Consider the following 20,800-nt stretch of genomic DNA (forward strand, 5'->3'; position numbering starts at 1 on the left):
TTAAGTTGTTTTTGATTTGAGGTTTAGTTGTTGAGTTAGTGTGTTTAAAGTTGTGGTATGTTTAGTTTTTTGTAATGTTTAAATTGTTTAAAGTTGTGGTGTGCTTTGTAAGTTAAGTTAATGTAATCAAAAACAAGTTATTGAGTTGTGGTGTGTTTAAAAAATGTAATATAAGTTGTTATGTATTGAGTTAGTGATTTTGTATTGTTTTTTTTATTTTTTGGATTTGTGTAATGAGTTGCTTTGTTGAGTTGTAATGTGTTGAAGTGTTTTGTGGTGCTGTAATGTTGTGCTTTGGATTAAGTTAGTTTAGTGTAAGTTATTTGAGGTCTTTGTCTTGTGATTTGCTTTAATTTGTATTGAGGTGAATGAGAGGTGTATGTATATTATTTAATATAAGTTTACTTAGATAAGCTTTGCCGAAAAAAAATGACAGTACAGAATTAATATAACTAAATATAATTAACACTAAAAACACTGGATCATATTTAATACTAGATAAAGAGAATATTAATTAAATATTATTAAAGTTAAAGCAGGTAAAAATCTTTTAATTAACTACTATATTAAATAATTTTGATGGTACTAAAATGATTTTATTAATGGTTTTGCCTATAAAATAAAACTTCATAGGTTTAGAGGATAAAATAGCATTCATAATATTTTTTTTAAAATAATTAATAGGTAAAATTAATACTTTACGTAATTTTCCATTTATTTGCACTAAAACTTTAATTAATTTTCCTAATATTATGCATTGTTCATTAAAATTTGGCCATTTTGCATCAATAACAGCGCATGAGTAGCCCATTTTGTACCATAAAATATGTGTGGTGTGTGGGACAATAGGGGCTAAAATTAGAAGAATAGATTTCAATGCTTCCCTTTTTACAGCCAAGCATTGCTGACTATTGTCTGTACAACGTGATACTAAGTTAGTTAATTCCATTACTTTAGCTATCACAGTATTAAATGTATGCCTTAATAACATATCGTAAGTAGCCTTTTTTATTATTTTCTGGGTTTGGCGATATAAAACAAATTGTTCGGGTCGTAATGATGATATGTTTATTTGAGTATTTTTTGAAAAATACTTAGACATATGTTTCTGAACTATGTACCATAATCGCTTAATAAAACGATGAGCACCGATAATTCCAGATTCTGACCAAATAAGTGAATGTTCAGTAGGTGCAGAAAACATAATGAATAAACGCAAAGTATCAGCACCATATTTATCAATTAAAATTTTAGGATCAATACCATTGTTTTTTGACTTGGACATTTTTTCAAAACCGCTTCGTATAACAGCACCACCATCTTTAGTTAAACGTGCTATAACAATACCTGTATTTTTATCTTTTATTAAATTAACATCTAAAGGGTTAAACCATTCTTTTTTACCATGTATTTCTCTATAATATGTAGGGGTTACTACCATACCTTGAGTAAGTAATTTTTTGAAAGGTTCATCACATTCAACTAAGCCAAAATCCCTAAGTAATTTATGAAAAAACCTAGCATATAATAAATGCAGAATAGCATGTTCAATCCCTCCTATATACATGTCAACTGGCAACCAATAATTTACCCTTGCATCAAGAAATGCTTGTTGATTATCATTACAACAAAACCGTGCGTAATACCAAGATGATTCTATAAAAGTATCAAAAGTTTCCGTATCTCGCGACCAACCATTTCCTAAAACGTAAAAAGATGCTAATTTTTTTAAATTAAACTTACTATTAAAACTTACATTATTAGGTAAATAAACAGGTAATTCTTTATCTGTTAGAGGAATAGTTTGTCCATTTGGTCCATATTTAACAGGAATAGGAACGCCCCAATATCTTTGCCTAGAAATACACCAATCACGTAATTTAAAATGTTTTGTAATAAATCCAAACTTTATTTTTGTTATATATTTTTTGATAGAAGCTTTTGCTTCAGTTGAATTTAACTTATTAAAAATGCCTGAATTTTTAATGAATCTATATTCAGCATATGCTTTTTTGGAAATATCAGGTATATTAACATTTTGGTCAATTATTACAGTTTTAATTGGTAAACCGTAAGAATTTGCAAAGTCCATATCTCTTTGATTGTGTGCGGGAATACCCATAATTGCCATTGTGTCACATTCCAATAAAAAAAAACTATAAATAGAAACAAATAAAGGCAAATATTCATTAGTTAAGGGGTGTAATACTTTATAGCCTACAGAAAATAATCCAATTTTTTCTTTATTTAAGAAGTCTAAGGGATAACCTTTACGTAAAGTAGTACAAAATTGATTTAAGTTTTTATTATATTGTGACGCTATTTCGATTAAAGGATGATCAGGTGCTAATATTATAAAAGTAACTCCTAATACTGTGTCTGGACATGTTGTAAACACTTTTAAATACGATAAAAACTTAGGTACCGCTGCCATAACTTTAAAAAAAAATACTATTCCTTTAGTTTTACTAATCCAATTGATTTGCATTTTTTTAACAGACTCTGGCCATTCAAGATTTTCTAAACCTTTCAAAAGTTCTGAGGCATAATCAGTGATTTTAAAAAACCATATGGGAACATTTCTACGTTCTACTTTGGCACCAGACCGCCACCCAATTCCATTTATTACTTGCTCATTGGCTAAAATTGTTTTATCTATCGGGTCCCAATTAACATTAGCATTCGTTTTATATATCAGACCGTGTTTTATCAAATTAATAAAAAACCATTGCTCCCAACGATAATAATCTAAATTACATGTTGTTATTTCTCTATCCCAATTATAAGAAAACCCTAACAATTTTAGTTGTTTCCGCATATATTCAATATTTGAATGTGTCCATTGATTAGGAGAACTAATATTTTTTTTTGCAGCATTCTCTGCTGGCATACCAAAAGCATCCCACCCAATTGGGTTTAAGACATTTTTACCTAACATACGTTGTGAACGAGAGATTACATCTCCTATTGTATAATTACGTACATGACCTATATGTAGATGTCCGCTAGGGTATGGAAACATACATAAACAATAAAATTTTTCCTTATTATCTTTATCTACTACTGTTTCAAAAGATTTATTATCTGCCCAAAATTTTTGGGCTTCTCGTTCAATATCTATGTAATCAAAAGGTTTGATCATAAATGTAAGTTTACTTGGTTTAATATTGAATGTTCAAGATTATCCATTTTGTCAGCATCAAAATAATTATTATGACTATGCCCTAATAAATGTAAACAGCCATGAATTAATATATGAGCAAAGTGAGCAATAAAAGCTTTATTTTTTTTTAAAGCTTCATATAAAATTAAAATGGGGGTTATTACCAATTCACCCAATAAAGTTATTTTTATTTTAGGAGTAGGAGGGTTTTCATATGGAAAAGAAAGTATATTTGTAAAATCATATCGACTACGAAAATAGCTATTTAACATATAAATTTCTTTGTATTCAACAAAACGTATAGTAATGGTAACATATTTAGATATAACATCTTTATAATGTTGTTTAATTATTAAATAAATCCAAGAATAAATCAAAGATTCATTCGGAATAATTAATTTAATTATATTATTAATTTCATACTGAAATTGTATAGTTAATGAAACTTTTTTAATTGGCATGTAATGTGCTAGTAAATAATATAAAAAATAATAAAATATAACTTATTAATTAAAAATTTAAGGATTAATAATGAGTATTATACCGAATTATAAAGGCTTATTTGGTGATTTTGGTGGTCGTTTTGTGTCAGAAACATTAGTACCTCTCATATTAGAGCTTGAAAAAACTTACCAATCCGCTAAATTAGATAAAGCATTTAATAATGAATTGTTTTATTATCAAAAAAAATATATAGGCAGATCAAGCCCCTTGTATTTGGCAGATAGATTTACTCAATATTTAGGTGGAGCTAGAATATATTTTAAAAGAGAAGATTTAAACCATACAGGAGCTCACAAAATAAATAATTGTATTGGTCAAATATTATTAGCTAAACGTTTAGGTAAAACTCGTATTATTGCAGAAACTGGCGCTGGTATGCATGGAGTTGCCACAGCTACTGTAGCTGCAAGATTTGGTATGAAATGTGTAATTTATATGGGAAATACTGATGTTAAAAGGCAAAAACCCAACGTTTATCGAATGAATTTATTGGGTGCTAAGGTAGTGCCGGTAACTTCAGGTAAGGGCACTTTAAAGGATGCTATGAATGAAGCATTAAGAGATTGGGTAAATAATATAGAAAATACATTTTATATTATAGGTACAGTTGCTGGACCACATCCATATCCTGTTATGGTTCGTGATTTTCAATCTATAATTGGTTATGAAGTACGTGAACAAATTATTAAAATTGAAGGCAAACTTCCTGATATATTAATAGCATGTATAGGGGGAGGGTCTAATGCGATGGGGTTATTTTATCCAATGATAAATGATAATAAGGTACGTATGGTCGGAGTAGAAGCAGGTGGAAAGGGTATTGAAACAGGTAAACATGCAGCTAGCCTAAATGGAGGGGTACCTGGAGTTATTCATGGTAATAGAACTTATATTTTACAAAATAAAGATGGTCAGATTAAAGATGCCCACTCAATTTCAGCAGGAATGGATTATCCTGGTATAGGTCCAGAACATTCTTATTATTATAAATGTAAGCGTATTGATTACGTGTCAGTTACGAACAAAGAAGCAATAGATGCATTTAAAAAATGTTGCTATTTAGAGGGTATAATTCCAGCTCTGGAATCGGCTCATGCCTTAGCTTATGTAAATAAAATAGCTAACAGACTGTCAAATGAAAATATTATAATAGTAAATCTGAGTGGTAGAGGCGATAAGGATATTTCAATAATACGGGAGCATAGTTAAATGCTAATTAATAAACGTATAAAAACTTGTTTTAAACTCTTACAAAAGAAGAAACGAGCCGCTTTGGTAACATTTGTAACAGCAGGAGATATAAATTACGAAAAATCTTTAGAACTAATAAATAACTTACCTAAAGCAGGCGCAGATATAATAGAATTGGGAATGCCTTTTACAGATCCAATAGCTGACGGGGAAATAATTCAGAAATCAACTCAACGTTCATTAAAATGTGGTCACAATCAAAAAAAAACGTTTGATATGGTAAAAAGATTTCGTTTAATTGATAATAAAACCCCTATAATATTGATGGGATATTATAATCCCATTTATAACTATGGAATAAAAAAATTTATTAAAGATGCTAATGCGACTCAGGTAGATGGGTTGATAATAGTTGATTTACCACCAGAACATGCAGAAGAAGTTTGTGTTCCCGCCAGCAAACTAGGAATTGATTTAATACGGATAATCACCCCTAATACTAATGCAAAAAGAATACCTTTTATTTTAAATAAATCTTCTGGATACATTTATTATATTTCAATAAATGGTTTAACAGGAGGTGTTACTCCAAAACTTTCCGAAGTAGAAAAATCTATTAAGTTAATACGTAATTTTAAATTTACAAGCTTGCCTATTGCTGTGGGATTTGGTGTTAGAAATATACAAATCGTTAAAAAACTTTCAAAAATAAGCGATGCAGTTGTAGTAGGATCTGCTTTATTGGAACAAATCGAATTTTTTTTTTATAATCCCCAAAAAGCAATTAGTAACGTATTAAAATTAACTAGTAGTTTAGCTCAAGCATTAATTTGAGTTATGCAAGCGACAGGACAAACTTGTAGGCATTGTGGATGTGTAAAAAAACCACTACATTCATTACATAAATCAGTATTAATTACATAAATGTCTTCACCTGGAAAAATAGCATGATTTGGACAACTATGTTCGCATATACCACAACTTATACAATCAGTGGTTATAATCAAAGACATACCTAAAGTTTACCTACTAAATTAGGTTTAAGGTTTGCCGCTTTATTACAAATTGCAGGACAAACATCAGAACAGTTGGATATATATTGTGCAGCTTTAATTTTTATTATTAATTCTTTGGAGTTGCGTTTCTTCAAAATCCATTATCGTTGTATTCAGATAGTTTTATTATACCTTCAATATCAATTACAAAAGTTAAGATAAACATGTTTATTCGATAAGAACGTTAAAATTACGAGATGAAAGTGTCACAATCATTGTAAAATTTATCTTTGAAACACTAAATATAATGCCATTCTTTATGTGTGAAGTGTGTGTAAGTCGAAAAACTATATATTATTTCAACACCTATATTTAAAACGTTTTAAATTATCAGATAATTATTAATGTATCAGTAGGACATAATAAACTAAAATCAGCAGAAGAAAAAATGACCACACCACTTGCCTTTTAGATTTTTATCATATTTTTTACAAACTTTCTATTATAAAAAGCAGTAGCTTTAAAGGGACGTAGTTTTTTATTTATTAGAGACATTAGTTAATCTTTTAAAATTAAGTTTATCTTAAGTGTGTATAGTTTTGTAATATGTTGTGTTATGTTGTTTTGAGGTCTTTTGTTTTGTTTTGTTTTATGTTATGTTATGTTATGTTGTTATGTTTTGAGGAGTTGTGGTGTTTTTGAGTTATTTTATTTTGATTTGTTCTGTTCTTTTATTTGAGGTTTAGTTGTGTTAGGGGTTAAGTTGTTGTTGACTTGAGTTAATGTGGTTTGTGTAAGTTATTGTATTTTGTTTTAAGTTAAGTTTTTAAATGTGGTTTTAAATTGTTTTATTTTATTTGTTGTTGTAGTTGAGGTGGTTTAATGTGTTTTGAAATGATTTGAAGTCTTTTGTAATGGTATGTTTTGTGTTAAATTGTGTTAAGTTTTTTTGGTTTACAAAACAAAACAAAACAAAACAAAAAATTACATTAAATTAATTTAAATTGTGTTAGTTTAGTTTGGTTTACATTACAAAAAAACAATTAAATTGTATTGGATTAAATTAATATAAATTAAATTAAATTACATTACATTACACAACACCACATTAAGTTGTAATGTTTAAATTGTTTGGGTGTTGTAATGTTTTTTGAATTGATTTGATTGGTCTGTTTTGTAATGGTGTGGTTTACAAAACACTTCAAAAACAAAACAAATTAAAACAACATAACATAAAACAATTTAAAACAACTTAAAACAATTTAATTTAAAACACAACACCACAACAATTACATTAATATAAATTAAATTACATTACATTACACCACATTACATTACATTACAAAGCATTACATTAAATTACACTAACTTAACTTAAGTTGAGTTGTTGTTTTGTGTAGTGTGTTTTGTAATGTGTTTGTTTGTATTGGATTACATTACACTATTACAACTAAACTTACATTAACTTGTTTTAATTTACATTACATTAAAATTTTGCTTTGTATTAAGTAAGTTGAGGTGCTTTGTTATGTTATGTTATGTTATGTGTTGATTTGTATTGAGTTATGTTGTAATGGTTGTTTAAGTTAGTTTAGTTTAGTTGATTTGAAGTGTGTGGTTTAATTTAATGTGTTTTGCTTTGAGTGCTTTAATTTATTTTAATATAAGTTAGTGTAAAATGTAATGTTGTATTGGTTTACATTAAGTTAATGTAATGGTGTGTAAGTTAATGTAAGTTTTGTAAGTTTTTAAAGTTGTGTTATTTCAAGTTAAGTTTGTATTAAGTTTGAATTTGAATTGTTTGTTTTGTTTTTAATGTAAGTGTTTTTGATTGAATTGAGTTAGTGTATTTTGTAATGGATTGTTGTGGTTTAAATTGTTTAATTTAAGTTTTAATGGTTTGGATTTGAGGTCTTTGTTTGTTTTTGATTTAGGTGTTAAGTTTTGGATTGGTTTGTATGTGTTGTTATGTTTTACTAACAAATTTTATGAAATCTTTTGCTTTTTTGAGTTTTATTTTATTTTTTGTTATTACAAATTGATGCGCTTTTTTTTTAGTTAAATATAAATTATTAGTTTTAAATTGAGCTTCTAAAAGTTTAATTAAAATTTTTTGTTTTTTCAATTCTTCGATAAAAAATGTAAACTCATAATATTTTATTATGGGAATATGTATTACCATAATATTTGTAATGGTTTTTGATAAACAAGGAATATTTGGTTCAAAATAATTTAATATTTTAATATTAGCTAAATTACATATATAATTATTATAGTTGTTTAATAAGTCTTTATAAAAAAGTTTAACTTTTGAACAATAAACTTTTATAAATTTAAAATTATTAACATTCAATGACGTACGCATATAACGTATGTTTATAATAAGGTTTTTTAGAAATTCTACATCAAATATAGCATCTTTATCAATTTTATTTTTTTCTATATTAGGCCAAGATTGGTTAAGAATTATTGTTTTTTTATTTTTATATAACACTAACATTATATTTTTCCAAAGTTCTTCAGTAATATAAGGAATTAAAGGATGTAATAATAATAAAATTTCTTTTAACACATATAATAATGTATTGATTGTACCAAATTTATGTAATATAAATTTACTATTTAAAATTAGTTTAGAAAATTCTAAATACCAATCACAAAATTCATACCATACAAATTCATAAATAATTTGAGATGCCAAATCCAAACGATATTCGTCTAAATAATTTAAAAGTTGGTTTTTAGTTTTTTGTAACCTTGAAATAATAAATTTATTAATAGAATTTAAATTCTCCCAAATAAAAAAAATGCTATATTCATTCTTATAAAAAATTGAAGCTTTAGATATAACATATTTTGTTGCATTCCATAACTTATTACAAAAATTCCTATAACATTTTAACCTTCCTAAATCAAATTTTATGTCTTTGCCAGGTAAAGAAATCGATAATAATGAATATCTTAAAGCATCTGCACCAAAAAAAGCTATACCATCTATCACTTCAATAGGATCTATTACATTACCTTTAGACTTTGACATTTTTTGTCCTTTTATATCTCTAATTAAACCATGAATAAAGATGTTTTTAAAAGGTATTTCATTAATAAAATTAAGTGTCATCATTATTAAACGAGACACCCAAAATGGGATAATGTCAAAGCCAGTAATTAAAATACTAGAGGGATGAAATAAATTAAAAAACTTCCTATTTTGTTGAGGCCACCCTATAGTTGTAAATATCCATAAACCTGAGCTAAACCAAGTGTCTAAAACGTCCTTATCTTGATGTAATTTAGTTTGTAATGGAAGAGAATATTTATTTCTTATTTCATCCTCGTTACGACCAACAAAAATATTATTGTTTTCATCAAACCAAGCAGGTATTCGATGCCCCCACCATAACTGCCTAGAAATACACCAATCCTTAATATTATACATCCAATTTATATATATTTTTTCATAATTTTTGGGTATAAATTTTATATTACCATTTTTTACTGCATTTATAGCGAATTTAGCTAAGTTTTTAATAGAAACAAACCATTGATCAGTAAGTAAAGGCTCAATAACTGCACCTGATCGATCTCCACACGGTAACATTAACATATAATTATCTATTTGTTTTACTAAAAACTTATTTTTAAATAAATCTTTAACTATTTTCAGACGCAATATTTTAATAGACATACCAACATATGTCTTAGGTAATTTAAGAAAATTAAAATGTAAAATTTTGCCTGATTTAAACTTACATATTTCTGCTTTTTTTAGAATTTTAAAATCAGTAGTAAATATATTTATTAAAAGACTATTATTGCGTTTCCCAATTTTATAATCAATAAAGTTGTGTGCTGGGGTTATTTTTACGCAACCTGTACCAAAATGTTTATCAACAAATTCATCTGATATAATTGGTAATATACGACCAAATAATGGTGATATAACACATTTACCTATTAATTTTTTATAACGCTTATCGTAAGGATTTACAGCAATACAAGTGTCTGCCAGAATCGTCTCAGGTCGTGTTGTAGCAATTATTAAAAAATTTTTATACGGTCCTTGTCCTTTACAAAACTCTTCATCCTCAATATGATTGAATAAAGGATAACGAACATACCACATCATACCCTTTGAATTAATATTTTCTACTTCTATATCAGATAAAGCTGTAAAGAATTTTGGATCCCAATTAATTAATCGTTTTCCTCTATAAATTAACCCTTCTTTATAAAAATTAATAAAAGCCTCTTGAACAGCTTGATAAAAACCATAATCCATAGTAAAACGTTCGTTTTTCCAATCAACACTAATGCCTATACGTTTCATTTGTAAAATAATTGTAGGTATAGTGTTCTTACACCATCTTAATGTGTTTTTAAGAAATAATTTTCTACCTAAAGTACTACGAGATATTTTATTATTGGAAAGCTTATTATCCATTAGAAGTTGTATGGCAATGCCAGCATGATCCGTACCAAATTGTAATAATGTGATATACCCTTGCATATATTTATAGCGTATTATTGAATCTATTAACGTATACTCAAAAGCATGACCAATATGCAATTTGCCATTAACATTAGGAGGAGGAATCATAATGGAAAACGGTACACTTGATAAATTACTCAAAAATTTTTTATTTATTTCCCATTTTTTCTGCCAATACGTTTCAATTTGATTTGCATTATATTTCATATTATATTTTATAAATCCATATGCAATTAATTACTACATCTATCGGTTTGATTTAAGTTTAGGAATGAATTGTTACAAAAACTTGTAATGTACATATAATTACCTTATTATTTAATTTTCTTAGTTTATTATTTTATCATAAATTTATTTAACTCCAATAGAGAAAGAATACTATGAATATTAGTCCAAATTTTAAAGATTTTTATAAATATATGGTACCAATTTATTCCCCTCAAAATAAAATACCAGTTAAAGGGTATGGTAGCAAGATTTGGGTACAAGATGGTAGGGATTATATTGATTTTGCCGGTGGCATAGCCGTTAATGCTTTAGGCCATTGTAATCCTGCATTAATTACAGCATTAAAAGAACAAGCTGAAAAAATATGGCATTTATCGAATCTTTATACTAATGAACCTGCTTTATGTTTAGCAAAAAAATTAGTAAAAACAACTTTTGCTGAAAAAGTTTTCTTTTGTTCGAGTGGTGCAGAAGCTAATGAAGCAGCTTTAAAATTAGCAAGACGCTATGCTTATAAGTTTTTTGGATCACAAAAAAATATAATTATTTCTTTTAAAAAATCTTTTCATGGGCGCACTTTTTTTACTGTAAATGTAGGTGGTAAAAATAAATATTCTAAAGGTTTTGGCCCTTCTCCTATTGGGATAATACATGCTGAGTTTAATAACATAAATAGTGTTCGTCAATTAATAAATAATTATACTTGTGCTGTTATTATAGAACCAATACAAGGTGAAGGTGGTATAAATGTAGCAAAACATTCGTTTTTAGAAAACTTATGTTATTTATGTAAAAAATATAACGCATTACTTATATTCGATGAAGTTCAATGTGGAATGGGTCGAATAGGCAAACTATTTTCTTATATGCATTATAATATTAAACCAGACATTGTTACTTTAGCTAAATCTATAGGTTGTGGCTTTCCTTTAGCTGCTATGCTGACAACTAATAAAATAGGTAAAGTATTTAGTTTAGGTGTACATGGTTCTACATACGGTGGAAATCCATTAGCATGTGCTGTAGGTAACATAGCTTTTGATGTTATTTCAAATAAGGAAGTATTAAATGGAGTTAAAACAAAACATGATTTATTTAAAAATCATATTAAAAGAATTAATTTAGAATTTGACATATTTCAAGAAATACGAGGAATTGGTTTACTTTTAGGTATAAAATTAAATAAAAATTATATTAACAGAGGTAGAGATATTTTAAAATTAGCTTTTGAAAATGGTTTAATGTTATTAAATGCAGGTAATAATGTATTAAGGTTAGCTCCTTCTTTAATAATTTCTAATGAAGATATTGAAGAAGGTATGAAAAGATTTTACAAAACAATAAAAGTTTTAAAAAAAAAGAATTAATTATGTTAATCAATACAAAATATATTCGAAATTTTGCCATTATAGCACATATTAATCATGGTAAGTCTACATTAGCTGATAGATTTATTCAATTTTGTGGCGGTTTATATAAAAGAGATTTTAAAGATCAAGTTTTAGATTCTTTGGATATTGAACGAAAAAGAGGTATTACAATTAAATCCCAAACCGTAAGATTATTATATAATAATAAAAAAGGAAATAAATATATGATTAACTTAATAGATACTCCAGGACATGTTGATTTTATATATGAAGTTTCACGCTCTTTATATGCCTGTGAAGGCGCATTATTAATTATTGATTCGTCACAAGGTATAGAAGCTCAATCTTTAACTAATTTTTATACAGCTTTAAAACGTGGTTTAAAAATTATTCCAGTTGTAAACAAAATAGATTTACCTCAATCTAATCCTAAAAATACAATTGAAAACATAAAAAAAACCTTTAATATAAAAACTAGTGTTTGTTGTATATCATCTAAAGTTGGTTTAGGAATTAAAATTCTAATAGAAAACTTAATAAAATATATACCTTCACCATATGGTAATCCCTTTAATGTGTTTAAAGCATTAATTATTGATTCTTGGTTTACAAAATATCTTGGGGTAATATCTTTAATTAGAATCTTTGATGGAACTATAAAAAAGGGTGATAAAATTATGATTAAATCAACAGGACGAAGTTGGTATATTAAAGCATTAGGTTTTTTTACCCCAAATCGTTGTTTAGCATGTAAATTAAGTGCTGGTGAAGTTGGGTTCATTGTTGCTGGTATTAAAGATATTCAAGGGGCACCAAGTGGGGATACAATTACACATGCAAAAAAGGCTAATAATGTTCAAGTTTTAAAAGGTTTTAAAAAAATAAATTCAAAAATCTTTTATGGTGTGTATCCAGAAAATATAAAAGATTTTAAACAGTTAAGTAACGTAATAGAAAAATTATCATTAAATGATGCTTCTTTAAATTATACACCAGAAAATTCGAATTATTATGGTTGTGGTTTCCGCATTGGTTTTCTTGGTAAATTACATTTAGAGATTATTAAAGAACGGATAGAGCGGGAATATGGTATAAAATTAATAACAACAATACCAACAGTAAAATATAAGATTAAATTCAAAAATGGTAAAATAGAATATATTTATGATCCCTCTAAAATGCCAGAAAATTATAAATTATTTAAAATATATGAACCCATAGTACTTGCTAGAATTATAGTTCCTAAAGAATTTGTAGGCAAAGTTATTAAAGAATGTATTAAAAATAGGGGAAAACAAATTGATATGGTTTTAATTAAAAATTATATTAAATTAATTTACGAATTACCAATGTCTGAAGTAATAACAAATTTTTTTAATAGGCTTAAATCAGTTTCTAAAGGTTATGCATCATTAGATTATGAAGTTTCTCGTTATAAAAAATATAAACTGGTTCGTCTCGATATTTTAATAAACAACAATCGTATCGAAGCTTTAACTAGGATTGTTCCTTTTGATAAAGCATATAAAAAAGGTCAAAGTTTTGTAGATAAAATAAAAAATTTATTATCTAAACAATTGTTTGATATAAAAATTAATGCAGTTGCTTATAAAAAAATAATAGCCAAATCAAAAATTAAAGCACTAAGAAAGAATGTTACTGCAAAATGTTATGGTGGGGATATAACTCGAAAAAAAAAATTAATAGAAAAACAAAAAGAAGGAAAAAAACTTATGAAAAAAAATGGAAATATAGTGCTTAATAAAAATATATTATGTTCTTTGTTAAACTAAACCAAAATACCTTTGAAATAGGTAATTAATTATTGATTGGATATTCCATATTAAATTAATGGTTTTTGCTTTTAATGCTGCAATGATTATAAGAGGAGTAATTCTTAAAATATATATATCGTCAACAACAGAAAACCTGGTATATTAGATCTTTATTTCCTATTTTTTGTTTTTTTATTAGTTGTATTTGTTCGTTTATTTATTTTTGAACCGTTTCAAATTGCTTCAAGCTCAATGTGTCCAACGATTATTTCAGGTGATTTTGTATTAGTTAATAAATTTACTTATGGTTTACGTTTTCCGCTGATTAATATAAAAAAATTAAATATAGTAAAGTAAAACCTAAAATAAAAGGGGGGATGTAATTGTGTTTAAGTATCCCCTTAACCCAACATTAGACTTTATTAAACGTGTGATAGGCATCCCTGGAGATTTGATTATTTATCATAATAAACGTATTTAAATTAATAGCCACGAAATACCTGAAATATTTATAAAAAACATCAGAGGCAATACAGTAACCGACCCATAAATTTTGTTCTAAAATATAGTCAGTAATAAACATCAATTATATAATGATCCATATCCTAACTTCATCTAAAAAAAATCTTTGTTCCAGACTATTATTATTTCGTGTTCGTTTTGGGAGATAATCGTGATCATTCTAATGATAGTGGGGTGTTTATTCCGCAATACTATATTGTAGGACGTGCTCTTGCGGTTTTGAGTGGGCTATTTCCTAAATTTAAATTCAATAAGACTTATAAAATAAACATGTATGATAAATAAATAGGCATAAATAAAATGAATAATATTTGTGGGTTAGTATCTTTAGTAGGAAGGTCAAATGTAGGTAAATCAACTTTGATTAATCGAATTTTAGGACATAAAATTTCTATCACTTCAAAACATAGATTAACCACTCGAAAACAAATAATAGGTGTTAAAACAACAGGTAACATTCAAATAATTTATTTAGATACACCAGGGATAATAAAAAAAGATTATAAAAAATATAATCAAATTTGGATAAATGCTATTAAAAACGCAGATTGCGTTATTTTTGTTATAGATCGTATGTATTGGTATTTTGAAGAACAAATATTATTTAAACATATTAAAAAAAATAATATATCAATCATACTTGTTATTAACAAAATTGATTGGATAAAAAATAAAACAAGCTTGTTACCTTGGTTAACAAAATTATATAATAAACTTCAATGTGCTAAAATAATACCTATTTCAGCAAAAGTAGGTATAGGAATTAAAGAGCTTGAATCTATTATAATTTCTCATTTACCTAAGAATAATCATTATTTCCCTGCAAAGTTGAAAACTGATCAAAATAAACGTATTTTAATAGCTGAATTAATCAGAGAAAACCTAATAAATAAATTACATTCTGAACTTCCTTATTTAGTAGATGTTACATTAGAAAAAATAATCAATACAAATCAAACGATTGATATAAATGCGTTAATAATTGTGGAACGTAATAGTCAAAAACATATTCTGTTAGGAATTGTTAAAAAAATTTGCATAGAATCACGAATTGCAATAGAAAATATATTTCATAAAAACATTAGATTAAAAATTTGGGTTAAAGTAAAAAAACATTAAGTATATTCTTTTGAAGTAAAAAAGTTTATTATATCATTTGAATTCATAAAGATAGATTTTTTATTTTTACGATTATTATATTCTATTTTTTTTTTATTACGATCACTTATAAAAACTCTATGTGGTATACCTATAAGTTCCCATTCTGTGAGTTTATATCCTAATCTAATTCCTCTATCATCTAATAATACATCAAAATGAGCTTTAAGAAAAAAATTATAAAACTTTTCTGAATAAGCAATTACTTCTTTAGATTTATGTGAATTAATTGGAATTAACACAATTTCAAAAGGCGCTAAGTTTTCAGGCCAAATAATACCATATTTATCATTATTATTTTCAATTGTAGCAGCGATTATTCTTGTTAAGCCAATACCATAACATCCCATTAAACATAGTTTTTTTTTACCGATTGAATTCATAAAGTTTGTATTCATTAAGGTAGAGTATTTTGTTCCCAATTTAAAAATATGTCCAACTTCAATACTTCGTTGTATTATTAAATATCCAATACCGTCTGGAGCTGTTTCTCCAGACACAACGTTTCGAAGGTCAGCAATTTTTGGTAAAGGTAAATCACTATTCCAATTTAAACCAACATAGACTTTATTAGTTTGATTAGCACCTGCTGTAAAGTCGCAAAGTAAAGATACACTTTTGTCTACTAAAATAGGTAAATTTAAACCAATAGGTCCTATAAAATTTATGTGTTCTCCTATTTTGTTTGATATTTTTTCATTATTTAATATCTTTAAAGGTTTAGAAATGTCTCTTTGCTTCTCAACTTTTATTTTATTTATTTTATGATTATTACTTAATATTAAAGCTATTAATGTAGTTTTTTTACCATTTACAATTAATATTTTAAGTTTTTGTTTAATATAAAACTTTTCATTTTTTTTTATATCAATTAATGTTAAATATGATTTTTTTATATAATTTTTCTTATTTTTTGATAAAGCTTCAGCTATTTCATTATTTGCAGCATAATTATTAGATAAAACTAACTTATCTTCTCCTGAAGCTGCTAAAATATGAAATTCATGAGAACAAATTCCACCTATTGTACCATTTTCTGCAATTACTGAACGAAAATCAACATTACAACGTTTTAAAATCCGAGTATAAGCATCATACATATTTTTATAAGTATTATCCAAGCATGCATTAGTAACATGAAAGGAATAAGCATCTTTCATAATAAATTCACGCGCCCTAATTACCCCAAACCTAGGTCTAAGTTCATCACGAAATTTAGTTGTAATTTGATATAATTTTAATGGTAAGTTCTTATAAGAATGAATTTCACTGCGGATTAAATCAGTAATAACTTCTTCATTAGTGGGTCCCAAGCATAATTCTCTTTTGTTACGATCTTTAAATCTTAATAATTCTGAGCCATATTGTTTGTACCTTTTAGATTCTTTCCATAACTCTATAGGTTGTAAAGATGACATACGTACTTCATTAGCACCAATTAGTTCCATTTCATTCTGTAATATATTTTTAAATTTTTTTAAAATCATATTGCCTATTGGCAACCACGTATAAATACCTTTTGCTAAACTTCTAATCATACCTGAACGTAACATTAATTTATTACTAAGAATCTTAGCTTTAGATGTAAATTCTTTAAAGGTTAAAATCAATAAATTACTAGCTCGCATATTTATTTAAAGTTCTTAAATCTACAATCCGTACATAAAAATTATCAACACTACTTTTAGATGAAATACTAACTAAAGTAGTATTGGGCAAATAATTGATCAATAACTTATAAAGATATTGTTCAAATTCTATATCTAAAAAGGAACTTGCTTTATCAAAAAAAAGTCCATTTTGGTTTACTAATTAAAGCTCTTGCAAAAGAAATTAGTTGTTGCTCTCCTTCCGAAAATCTTTGGGTCCAATTACAGACACAATCAAGTTCATTAATTAATGTATCCATTTTACAAAAATTTAAGATTAATTCCATAGTTGTTTGAGAATAATATTTAACATTGTTTGATATGCTATAACTTGTCGCAAAGTATCATTTGGTAAATAAGGTTTTTCTCTTAAAAATAAAGTAGAAGTTTTTCCTTGCCACCAACCCCAAACACCAGATACACCTTGTGATGCTGTTATTAATGTATGTTCTCCTTTTATTATAATGAAATTTGAAATAACAACAATTTTTCCTTTGGGTAAATTAATTTTAGCAGTTTTTACATAAACATCTGTATTTTCAGATAATATAAGTTTACGTTTAATATTTGAAAAAGTTGTTTGTAACGTATTCCGTGCTATTATAAGTCTAGTCAATCTATCAACTACAGATTTCAAATAATAAAATTCACTTCACAATAACTATTATTAAACCAACTTAACGCTCCTTGTACTTGACTAAAAGCATTTGATATTTGTATTAAGGCATACTATATTTAAAATAACTTTGAGATACTGCAGTTAGCATAGTAAAAACAATTGCAAGTTGGTTAAATCCAGAATTAAAACTTATTAAACAAAAACGTTTTTGTTTAAAACAATTATTTAAAACAAGTCAAGTGAGAAAATATTTTTAAATCTTGTTTTTGTTTTTTCCTTATTCACAAAATTACTTTTTTTTTAAGTAATACTTTTATTGTTTTCGTTTTCTAATTCTAATCATATCGCATATTAGCTTCTAATAATTGTTGTATAAAGTTAAGTTGTATTAATTTTTGTCCAATAAGATGAGATAAAAACTGACCATAGAATACAACCCATGTAACATCCCTGTTTAATTATTATAATTTTGATCCATTGCATAAAATGCTTATAAAACCCAGCAGTGTAATTCCTGAAGTAAGTAAACAATTGATAAATGTAAAGTAGTACTAGTTAAGTTAGCAATATCTTCAACAATGAGTTTCTCAGGATTATCGTAATAAATTATTTCGTACTTATAAAAATGCTTAGATGTTAACCATAAATTCGTTAACCATCTTATTGTTAATAAATTAGTGCAATAATACCTGTAAATAGATAAAAGAATCATAAATAAAATTAAATACCAAAATTCTTTTCTTTATTATCATACTTTTTAAGTGCGTTATAAAAATTCTTATTCCAATTATTAAACCATATACTGACAATAACACTTAAAATAGAAAGTATTAATCCCCACTCCTCAGAATTCCAATAAGGTTTAATTAATGCCAAGCTCTATATATAAATCTTTTTTCTAATTTAGGTATGTTTTTAATAGAAATCAAATCCAATAATAAAAATATCAGTTAATATATCTTTTATAACAAACTTTGTTATAATTTAAATATAAAAAATAAATAAAAAGTACGGAGATTAAAATAATTAAAACAAATCGATTAAAAGAAGCCCCTATAAATGAAAATATACGTGCTAACAAAGTCCGGTTAATTAGTAAAGAAGGTAAACAATTAGGTGTTGTAACAATTAATGAAGCTTTAACTAAAGCGGAAAAATATGGTTTAGATTTAGTACAAATTTATAATAATTCTGAATCAATAGTATGTAAAATTATGGATTATGGAAAATTTATTTTTGAACAAAAAAAACAAAAATCTGCACAAAAGAAAAAAAAAATTCAAATAAAAGAAGTAAAATTTAGACCGGTAACATCTGAAAGTGATTATCAAGTAAAAATTAAAAGTTTAATACGTTTTCTTCTAAATGGAGACCGTAGTAAAGTGACATTGCATTTTAGAGGACGAGAAATTTCACATAAAGAATTAGGAAGAAAATTAATGGAACGTATTTTAATAGATTTAAAAGATTTAATAATTGTAGAATCTAAACCCAAACTGGAAGGTAAACAAATGATAATGATTCTTACACCCAAAAAAAATAAATAGGTTTTGTTTTAAATGAAAATGTATAAATTAAAAAATCATAGTGGGGCTTCTAAACGTTTTCGTAAAAATTATAAAAATTTTAAATATCGTCAATGTTTTCGTAGTCATATTCTAACAAAAAAATCTTCAAAACGGAAACGCAAACTTCGTAAATTATGTATTGTTAATGCTTATAATATAAAAAAAATAAAAAGTATGTTACCAGCGTAACACAACAAGTTTGGAGAATAATTAAATAATGTCCCGCATAAAACGAGGGGTTTTTTCCCATAAACATCATAAAAAAATTATTAAGCAGGCTAAAGGTTATTATGGAGCTAGGTCTAGAGTATACCGTGTCGCAAAACAAGCTATAATAAAAGCAAAACAATATGCTTTTAGAGATAGGCGGCAACGCAAACGGCAATTTAGAACTTTATGGATTATGCGGCTCAATGCTGCAGCAAGAAGTTATGGTATTAATTATAGTAATTTAATATATTTAATCAAAACAAATAAAATTAATATTAATCGAAAAATACTTGCTGAATTTGCGATAAGAAAAACAAATTATTTTTATAAAATAATTAAGAAAAACAAAAACATGGAATAAAAATGCATTATTATATTATCATTAAATTAGTAGAAGAAGCAAATTTTGCTATTAAAACTGCTAAAAATATTAATCAACTTAATGAAGTACGTACAAGATATTTTGGTAAGAAAGGTAAATTAACATTACCATTAAAACAGATTATAAAATTAAACCCATTTGATAAACCAATTATTGGAGAAGCAATTAATAAAACTAAAAAAACTTTATATAAAAGGTTGAAAGTTCATAATGCTAAGTTATATAAAGAAACAATAAATAATAAAATAGCAAAAGAAAAGATTGATGTTACACTTCCAGGTAAAGGAAGTGAAAATATAGGAAATTTTCACCCTATAACACGATCTTTAAAGAGAATAAAAAACATATTTAAAAACCTTGGGTTTACTTCTATTTATGGCCCCGAAATAGAAGATGAGTTCCATAATTTTGAAGCATTAAATATGCCCAGAAAGCATCCGGCTAGAGCAATGCATGATACTTTTTACTTTAACGAAAATTATATGTTACGTAGTCACACATCTTCTATAATGATAAGAAGCATTGAAAAACAAAATCCTCCTTTAAAAATATTTAGTTCAGGAAAAGTTTATCGTTGTGATTCAGATTTAAATCATAGCCCTATGTTTCATCAAGTCGAAGGATTATTGGTTGACGAGGTAGTTAGTTTTTCTGATCTTAAAGGGGCTATTGAGATTTTTATCAAAGTTTTTTTTGAAGGACAAAAAATAGAAGTAAGATTTAGACCTTCATATTTTCCTTTTACAGAACCTTCTGCAGAAATAGATGTTCGTATAAACTATTCTAGGGATTGGTTGGAAGTTATAGGATGTGGTATGATTCAGCATAATATATTAAAACGTTTAAACATTAATCCTAAATTTAAGGGTTTTGCTTTTGGAATAGGAGCTGAAAGACTAACTATGCTACGTTACGGAATTAAAGATTTAAGGACTTTATTTAATAATGATTTAAGAACTTGGCGTTAATTCTTT

General features: G+C 26.3%; 19 protein-coding genes and 1 pseudogene. 11 read left to right on the forward strand and 9 right to left on the reverse strand.

What is annotated here, in order from left to right; all coding sequences use genetic code 11:
- Positions 1 to 550: 550 nt before the first annotated feature.
- Both leuS and ybeY read right to left on the reverse strand, forming a co-directional pair.
- Positions 551 to 3,142, reverse strand: a complete 2,592-nt coding sequence (gene leuS, locus H7S46_RS00680) for a leucine--tRNA ligase (RefSeq protein WP_183042936.1) — start codon at positions 3,140 to 3,142, stop codon at positions 551 to 553.
- A complete protein-coding gene (gene ybeY, locus H7S46_RS00685) occupies positions 3,139 to 3,624 on the reverse strand; it encodes an rRNA maturation RNase YbeY (RefSeq protein ID WP_183042937.1) in 486 nt (161 codons plus the stop codon). The genes leuS and ybeY overlap by 4 nt, the downstream gene beginning before the upstream one ends.
- Before the next feature lie 70 nt (positions 3,625 to 3,694).
- Between ybeY and trpB the strand changes: the two genes are divergently transcribed.
- Positions 3,695 to 4,876: a tryptophan synthase subunit beta gene (trpB, locus tag H7S46_RS00690; RefSeq protein ID WP_183042938.1), complete on the forward strand. Its 1,182-nt coding sequence runs from the start codon at positions 3,695 to 3,697 to the stop codon at positions 4,874 to 4,876.
- Positions 4,877 to 5,692, forward strand: a complete 816-nt coding sequence (gene trpA / locus H7S46_RS00695; protein WP_183042939.1) for a tryptophan synthase subunit alpha — start codon at positions 4,877 to 4,879, stop codon at positions 5,690 to 5,692. It abuts the gene before it with no gap.
- Here trpA and H7S46_RS00700 read toward each other — a convergent pair.
- The 3 genes from H7S46_RS00700 to H7S46_RS00710 form a co-directional block, all read right to left on the reverse strand.
- Entirely contained in the window at positions 5,677 to 5,871 is a 195-nt protein-coding gene (locus tag H7S46_RS00700) for a 4Fe-4S binding protein (RefSeq protein ID WP_183042940.1), read from the reverse strand. The two genes, trpA and H7S46_RS00700, sit on opposite strands and share 16 nt — an antisense overlap.
- A 2-nt stretch (positions 5,872 to 5,873) precedes the next feature.
- Entirely contained in the window at positions 5,874 to 6,008 is a 135-nt protein-coding gene (locus tag H7S46_RS01520; RefSeq protein ID WP_259645831.1) for a hypothetical protein, read from the reverse strand.
- A 1,811-nt stretch (positions 6,009 to 7,819) separates the two neighbouring features.
- Positions 7,820 to 10,552: a valine--tRNA ligase gene (locus tag H7S46_RS00710; protein WP_183042941.1), complete on the reverse strand. Its 2,733-nt coding sequence runs from the start codon at positions 10,550 to 10,552 to the stop codon at positions 7,820 to 7,822.
- Positions 10,553 to 10,725: 173 nt separating this feature from the next.
- Between H7S46_RS00710 and H7S46_RS00715 the strand changes: the two genes are divergently transcribed.
- The 5 genes and pseudogenes from H7S46_RS00715 to era all read left to right on the forward strand — a co-directional run bounded on the left by H7S46_RS00715 (position 10,726) and on the right by era (position 15,359).
- The gene (locus H7S46_RS00715) at positions 10,726 to 11,940 is read left to right on the forward strand and encodes an acetylornithine/succinyldiaminopimelate transaminase (RefSeq protein ID WP_183042942.1); all 1,215 of its coding nucleotides are present in this window, start codon (positions 10,726 to 10,728) and stop codon (positions 11,938 to 11,940) included.
- Positions 11,941 to 11,942: 2 nt separating this feature from the next.
- A complete protein-coding gene (gene lepA, locus H7S46_RS00720) occupies positions 11,943 to 13,736 on the forward strand; it encodes a translation elongation factor 4 (RefSeq protein ID WP_183042943.1) in 1,794 nt (597 codons plus the stop codon).
- Positions 13,737 to 13,877: 141 nt separating this feature from the next.
- A complete protein-coding gene (locus H7S46_RS01495) occupies positions 13,878 to 14,075 on the forward strand; it encodes a S26 family signal peptidase (protein WP_259645845.1) in 198 nt (65 codons plus the stop codon).
- A gap of 22 nt (positions 14,076 to 14,097) precedes the next feature.
- Positions 14,098 to 14,199, forward strand: a pseudogene (locus H7S46_RS01555) (S26 family signal peptidase); the annotation flags it as partial.
- 341 nt (positions 14,200 to 14,540) lie between these two features.
- Positions 14,541 to 15,359 (forward strand): GTPase Era, encoded by an 819-nt coding sequence (gene era, locus H7S46_RS00730; protein WP_183042944.1) that lies wholly within the window; start codon positions 14,541 to 14,543, stop codon positions 15,357 to 15,359.
- On the opposite strand, the gene H7S46_RS00735 is transcribed toward era, so the two are convergent.
- The 4 genes from H7S46_RS00735 to H7S46_RS01535 form a co-directional block, all read right to left on the reverse strand.
- Entirely contained in the window at positions 15,356 to 17,026 is a 1,671-nt protein-coding gene (locus H7S46_RS00735) for a proline--tRNA ligase (protein ID WP_183042945.1), read from the reverse strand. The two genes, era and H7S46_RS00735, sit on opposite strands and share 4 nt — an antisense overlap.
- Positions 17,027 to 17,181: 155 nt before the next feature.
- Positions 17,182 to 17,334, reverse strand: a complete 153-nt coding sequence (locus H7S46_RS01525) for a hypothetical protein (RefSeq protein WP_259645832.1) — start codon at positions 17,332 to 17,334, stop codon at positions 17,182 to 17,184.
- The gene (locus H7S46_RS01530; protein ID WP_259645833.1) at positions 17,325 to 17,684 is read right to left on the reverse strand and encodes a hypothetical protein; all 360 of its coding nucleotides are present in this window, start codon (positions 17,682 to 17,684) and stop codon (positions 17,325 to 17,327) included. Before H7S46_RS01530 ends, H7S46_RS01525 begins: the two co-directional genes overlap by 10 nt.
- Before the next feature lie 656 nt (positions 17,685 to 18,340).
- Positions 18,341 to 18,475 carry a hypothetical protein gene (locus H7S46_RS01535; RefSeq protein WP_259645834.1) on the reverse strand — a complete coding sequence of 45 codons (135 nt, stop codon included), beginning with the start codon at positions 18,473 to 18,475 and terminating at the stop codon, positions 18,341 to 18,343.
- Positions 18,476 to 18,688: 213 nt separating this feature from the next.
- On the opposite strand from H7S46_RS01535, the gene infC reads away from it, so the two are divergent.
- Genes infC through pheS form a run of 4 tightly spaced genes read left to right on the forward strand, consistent with a single transcriptional unit; the run spans position 18,689 to position 20,794 of the window.
- Positions 18,689 to 19,213: a translation initiation factor IF-3 gene (gene infC, locus H7S46_RS00745; RefSeq protein ID WP_183043022.1), complete on the forward strand. Its 525-nt coding sequence runs from the start codon at positions 18,689 to 18,691 to the stop codon at positions 19,211 to 19,213.
- An 18-nt stretch (positions 19,214 to 19,231) separates the two neighbouring features.
- The gene (rpmI, locus tag H7S46_RS00750; RefSeq protein ID WP_183043023.1) at positions 19,232 to 19,423 is read left to right on the forward strand and encodes a 50S ribosomal protein L35; all 192 of its coding nucleotides are present in this window, start codon (positions 19,232 to 19,234) and stop codon (positions 19,421 to 19,423) included.
- Between the two features lie 28 nt (positions 19,424 to 19,451).
- The gene (rplT, locus tag H7S46_RS00755) at positions 19,452 to 19,805 is read left to right on the forward strand and encodes a 50S ribosomal protein L20 (RefSeq protein WP_183042946.1); all 354 of its coding nucleotides are present in this window, start codon (positions 19,452 to 19,454) and stop codon (positions 19,803 to 19,805) included.
- 2 nt (positions 19,806 to 19,807) lie between these two features.
- Positions 19,808 to 20,794 (forward strand): phenylalanine--tRNA ligase subunit alpha, encoded by a 987-nt coding sequence (pheS, locus tag H7S46_RS00760; protein WP_183042947.1) that lies wholly within the window; start codon positions 19,808 to 19,810, stop codon positions 20,792 to 20,794.
- Positions 20,795 to 20,800: the final 6 nt, after the last annotated feature.

The organism is Candidatus Portiera aleyrodidarum, from assembly GCF_902713745.1.
GTDB lineage: Bacteria > Pseudomonadota > Gammaproteobacteria > Johnevansiales > Johnevansiaceae > Portiera > Portiera aleyrodidarum_D.

Excerpts from the sequence above, each read along its gene's own strand:
- H7S46_RS00715 (WP_183042942.1), top strand. The coding sequence starts at position 10,726 with ATGAATATTAGTCCAAATTTTAAAGATTTTTATAAATATATGGTACCA.
- H7S46_RS00700 (WP_183042940.1), bottom strand. The coding sequence starts at position 5,871 with ATGTCTTTGATTATAACCACTGATTGTATAAGTTGTGGTATATGCGAA.
- trpA (WP_183042939.1), top strand. The coding sequence starts at position 4,877 with ATGCTAATTAATAAACGTATAAAAACTTGTTTTAAACTCTTACAAAAG.
- era (WP_183042944.1), top strand. The coding sequence starts at position 14,541 with ATGAATAATATTTGTGGGTTAGTATCTTTAGTAGGAAGGTCAAATGTA.
- leuS (WP_183042936.1), bottom strand. The coding sequence starts at position 3,142 with ATGATCAAACCTTTTGATTACATAGATATTGAACGAGAAGCCCAAAAA.
- ybeY (WP_183042937.1), bottom strand. The coding sequence starts at position 3,624 with ATGCCAATTAAAAAAGTTTCATTAACTATACAATTTCAGTATGAAATT.
- trpB (WP_183042938.1), top strand. The coding sequence starts at position 3,695 with ATGAGTATTATACCGAATTATAAAGGCTTATTTGGTGATTTTGGTGGT.
- H7S46_RS00710 (WP_183042941.1), bottom strand. The coding sequence starts at position 10,552 with ATGAAATATAATGCAAATCAAATTGAAACGTATTGGCAGAAAAAATGG.
- lepA (WP_183042943.1), top strand. The coding sequence starts at position 11,943 with ATGTTAATCAATACAAAATATATTCGAAATTTTGCCATTATAGCACAT.
- rplT (WP_183042946.1), top strand. The coding sequence starts at position 19,452 with ATGTCCCGCATAAAACGAGGGGTTTTTTCCCATAAACATCATAAAAAA.
- rpmI (WP_183043023.1), top strand. The coding sequence starts at position 19,232 with ATGTATAAATTAAAAAATCATAGTGGGGCTTCTAAACGTTTTCGTAAA.
- H7S46_RS01525 (WP_259645832.1), bottom strand. The coding sequence starts at position 17,334 with ATGGAATTAATCTTAAATTTTTGTAAAATGGATACATTAATTAATGAA.
- H7S46_RS00735 (WP_183042945.1), bottom strand. The coding sequence starts at position 17,026 with ATGCGAGCTAGTAATTTATTGATTTTAACCTTTAAAGAATTTACATCT.
- pheS (WP_183042947.1), top strand. The coding sequence starts at position 19,808 with ATGCATTATTATATTATCATTAAATTAGTAGAAGAAGCAAATTTTGCT.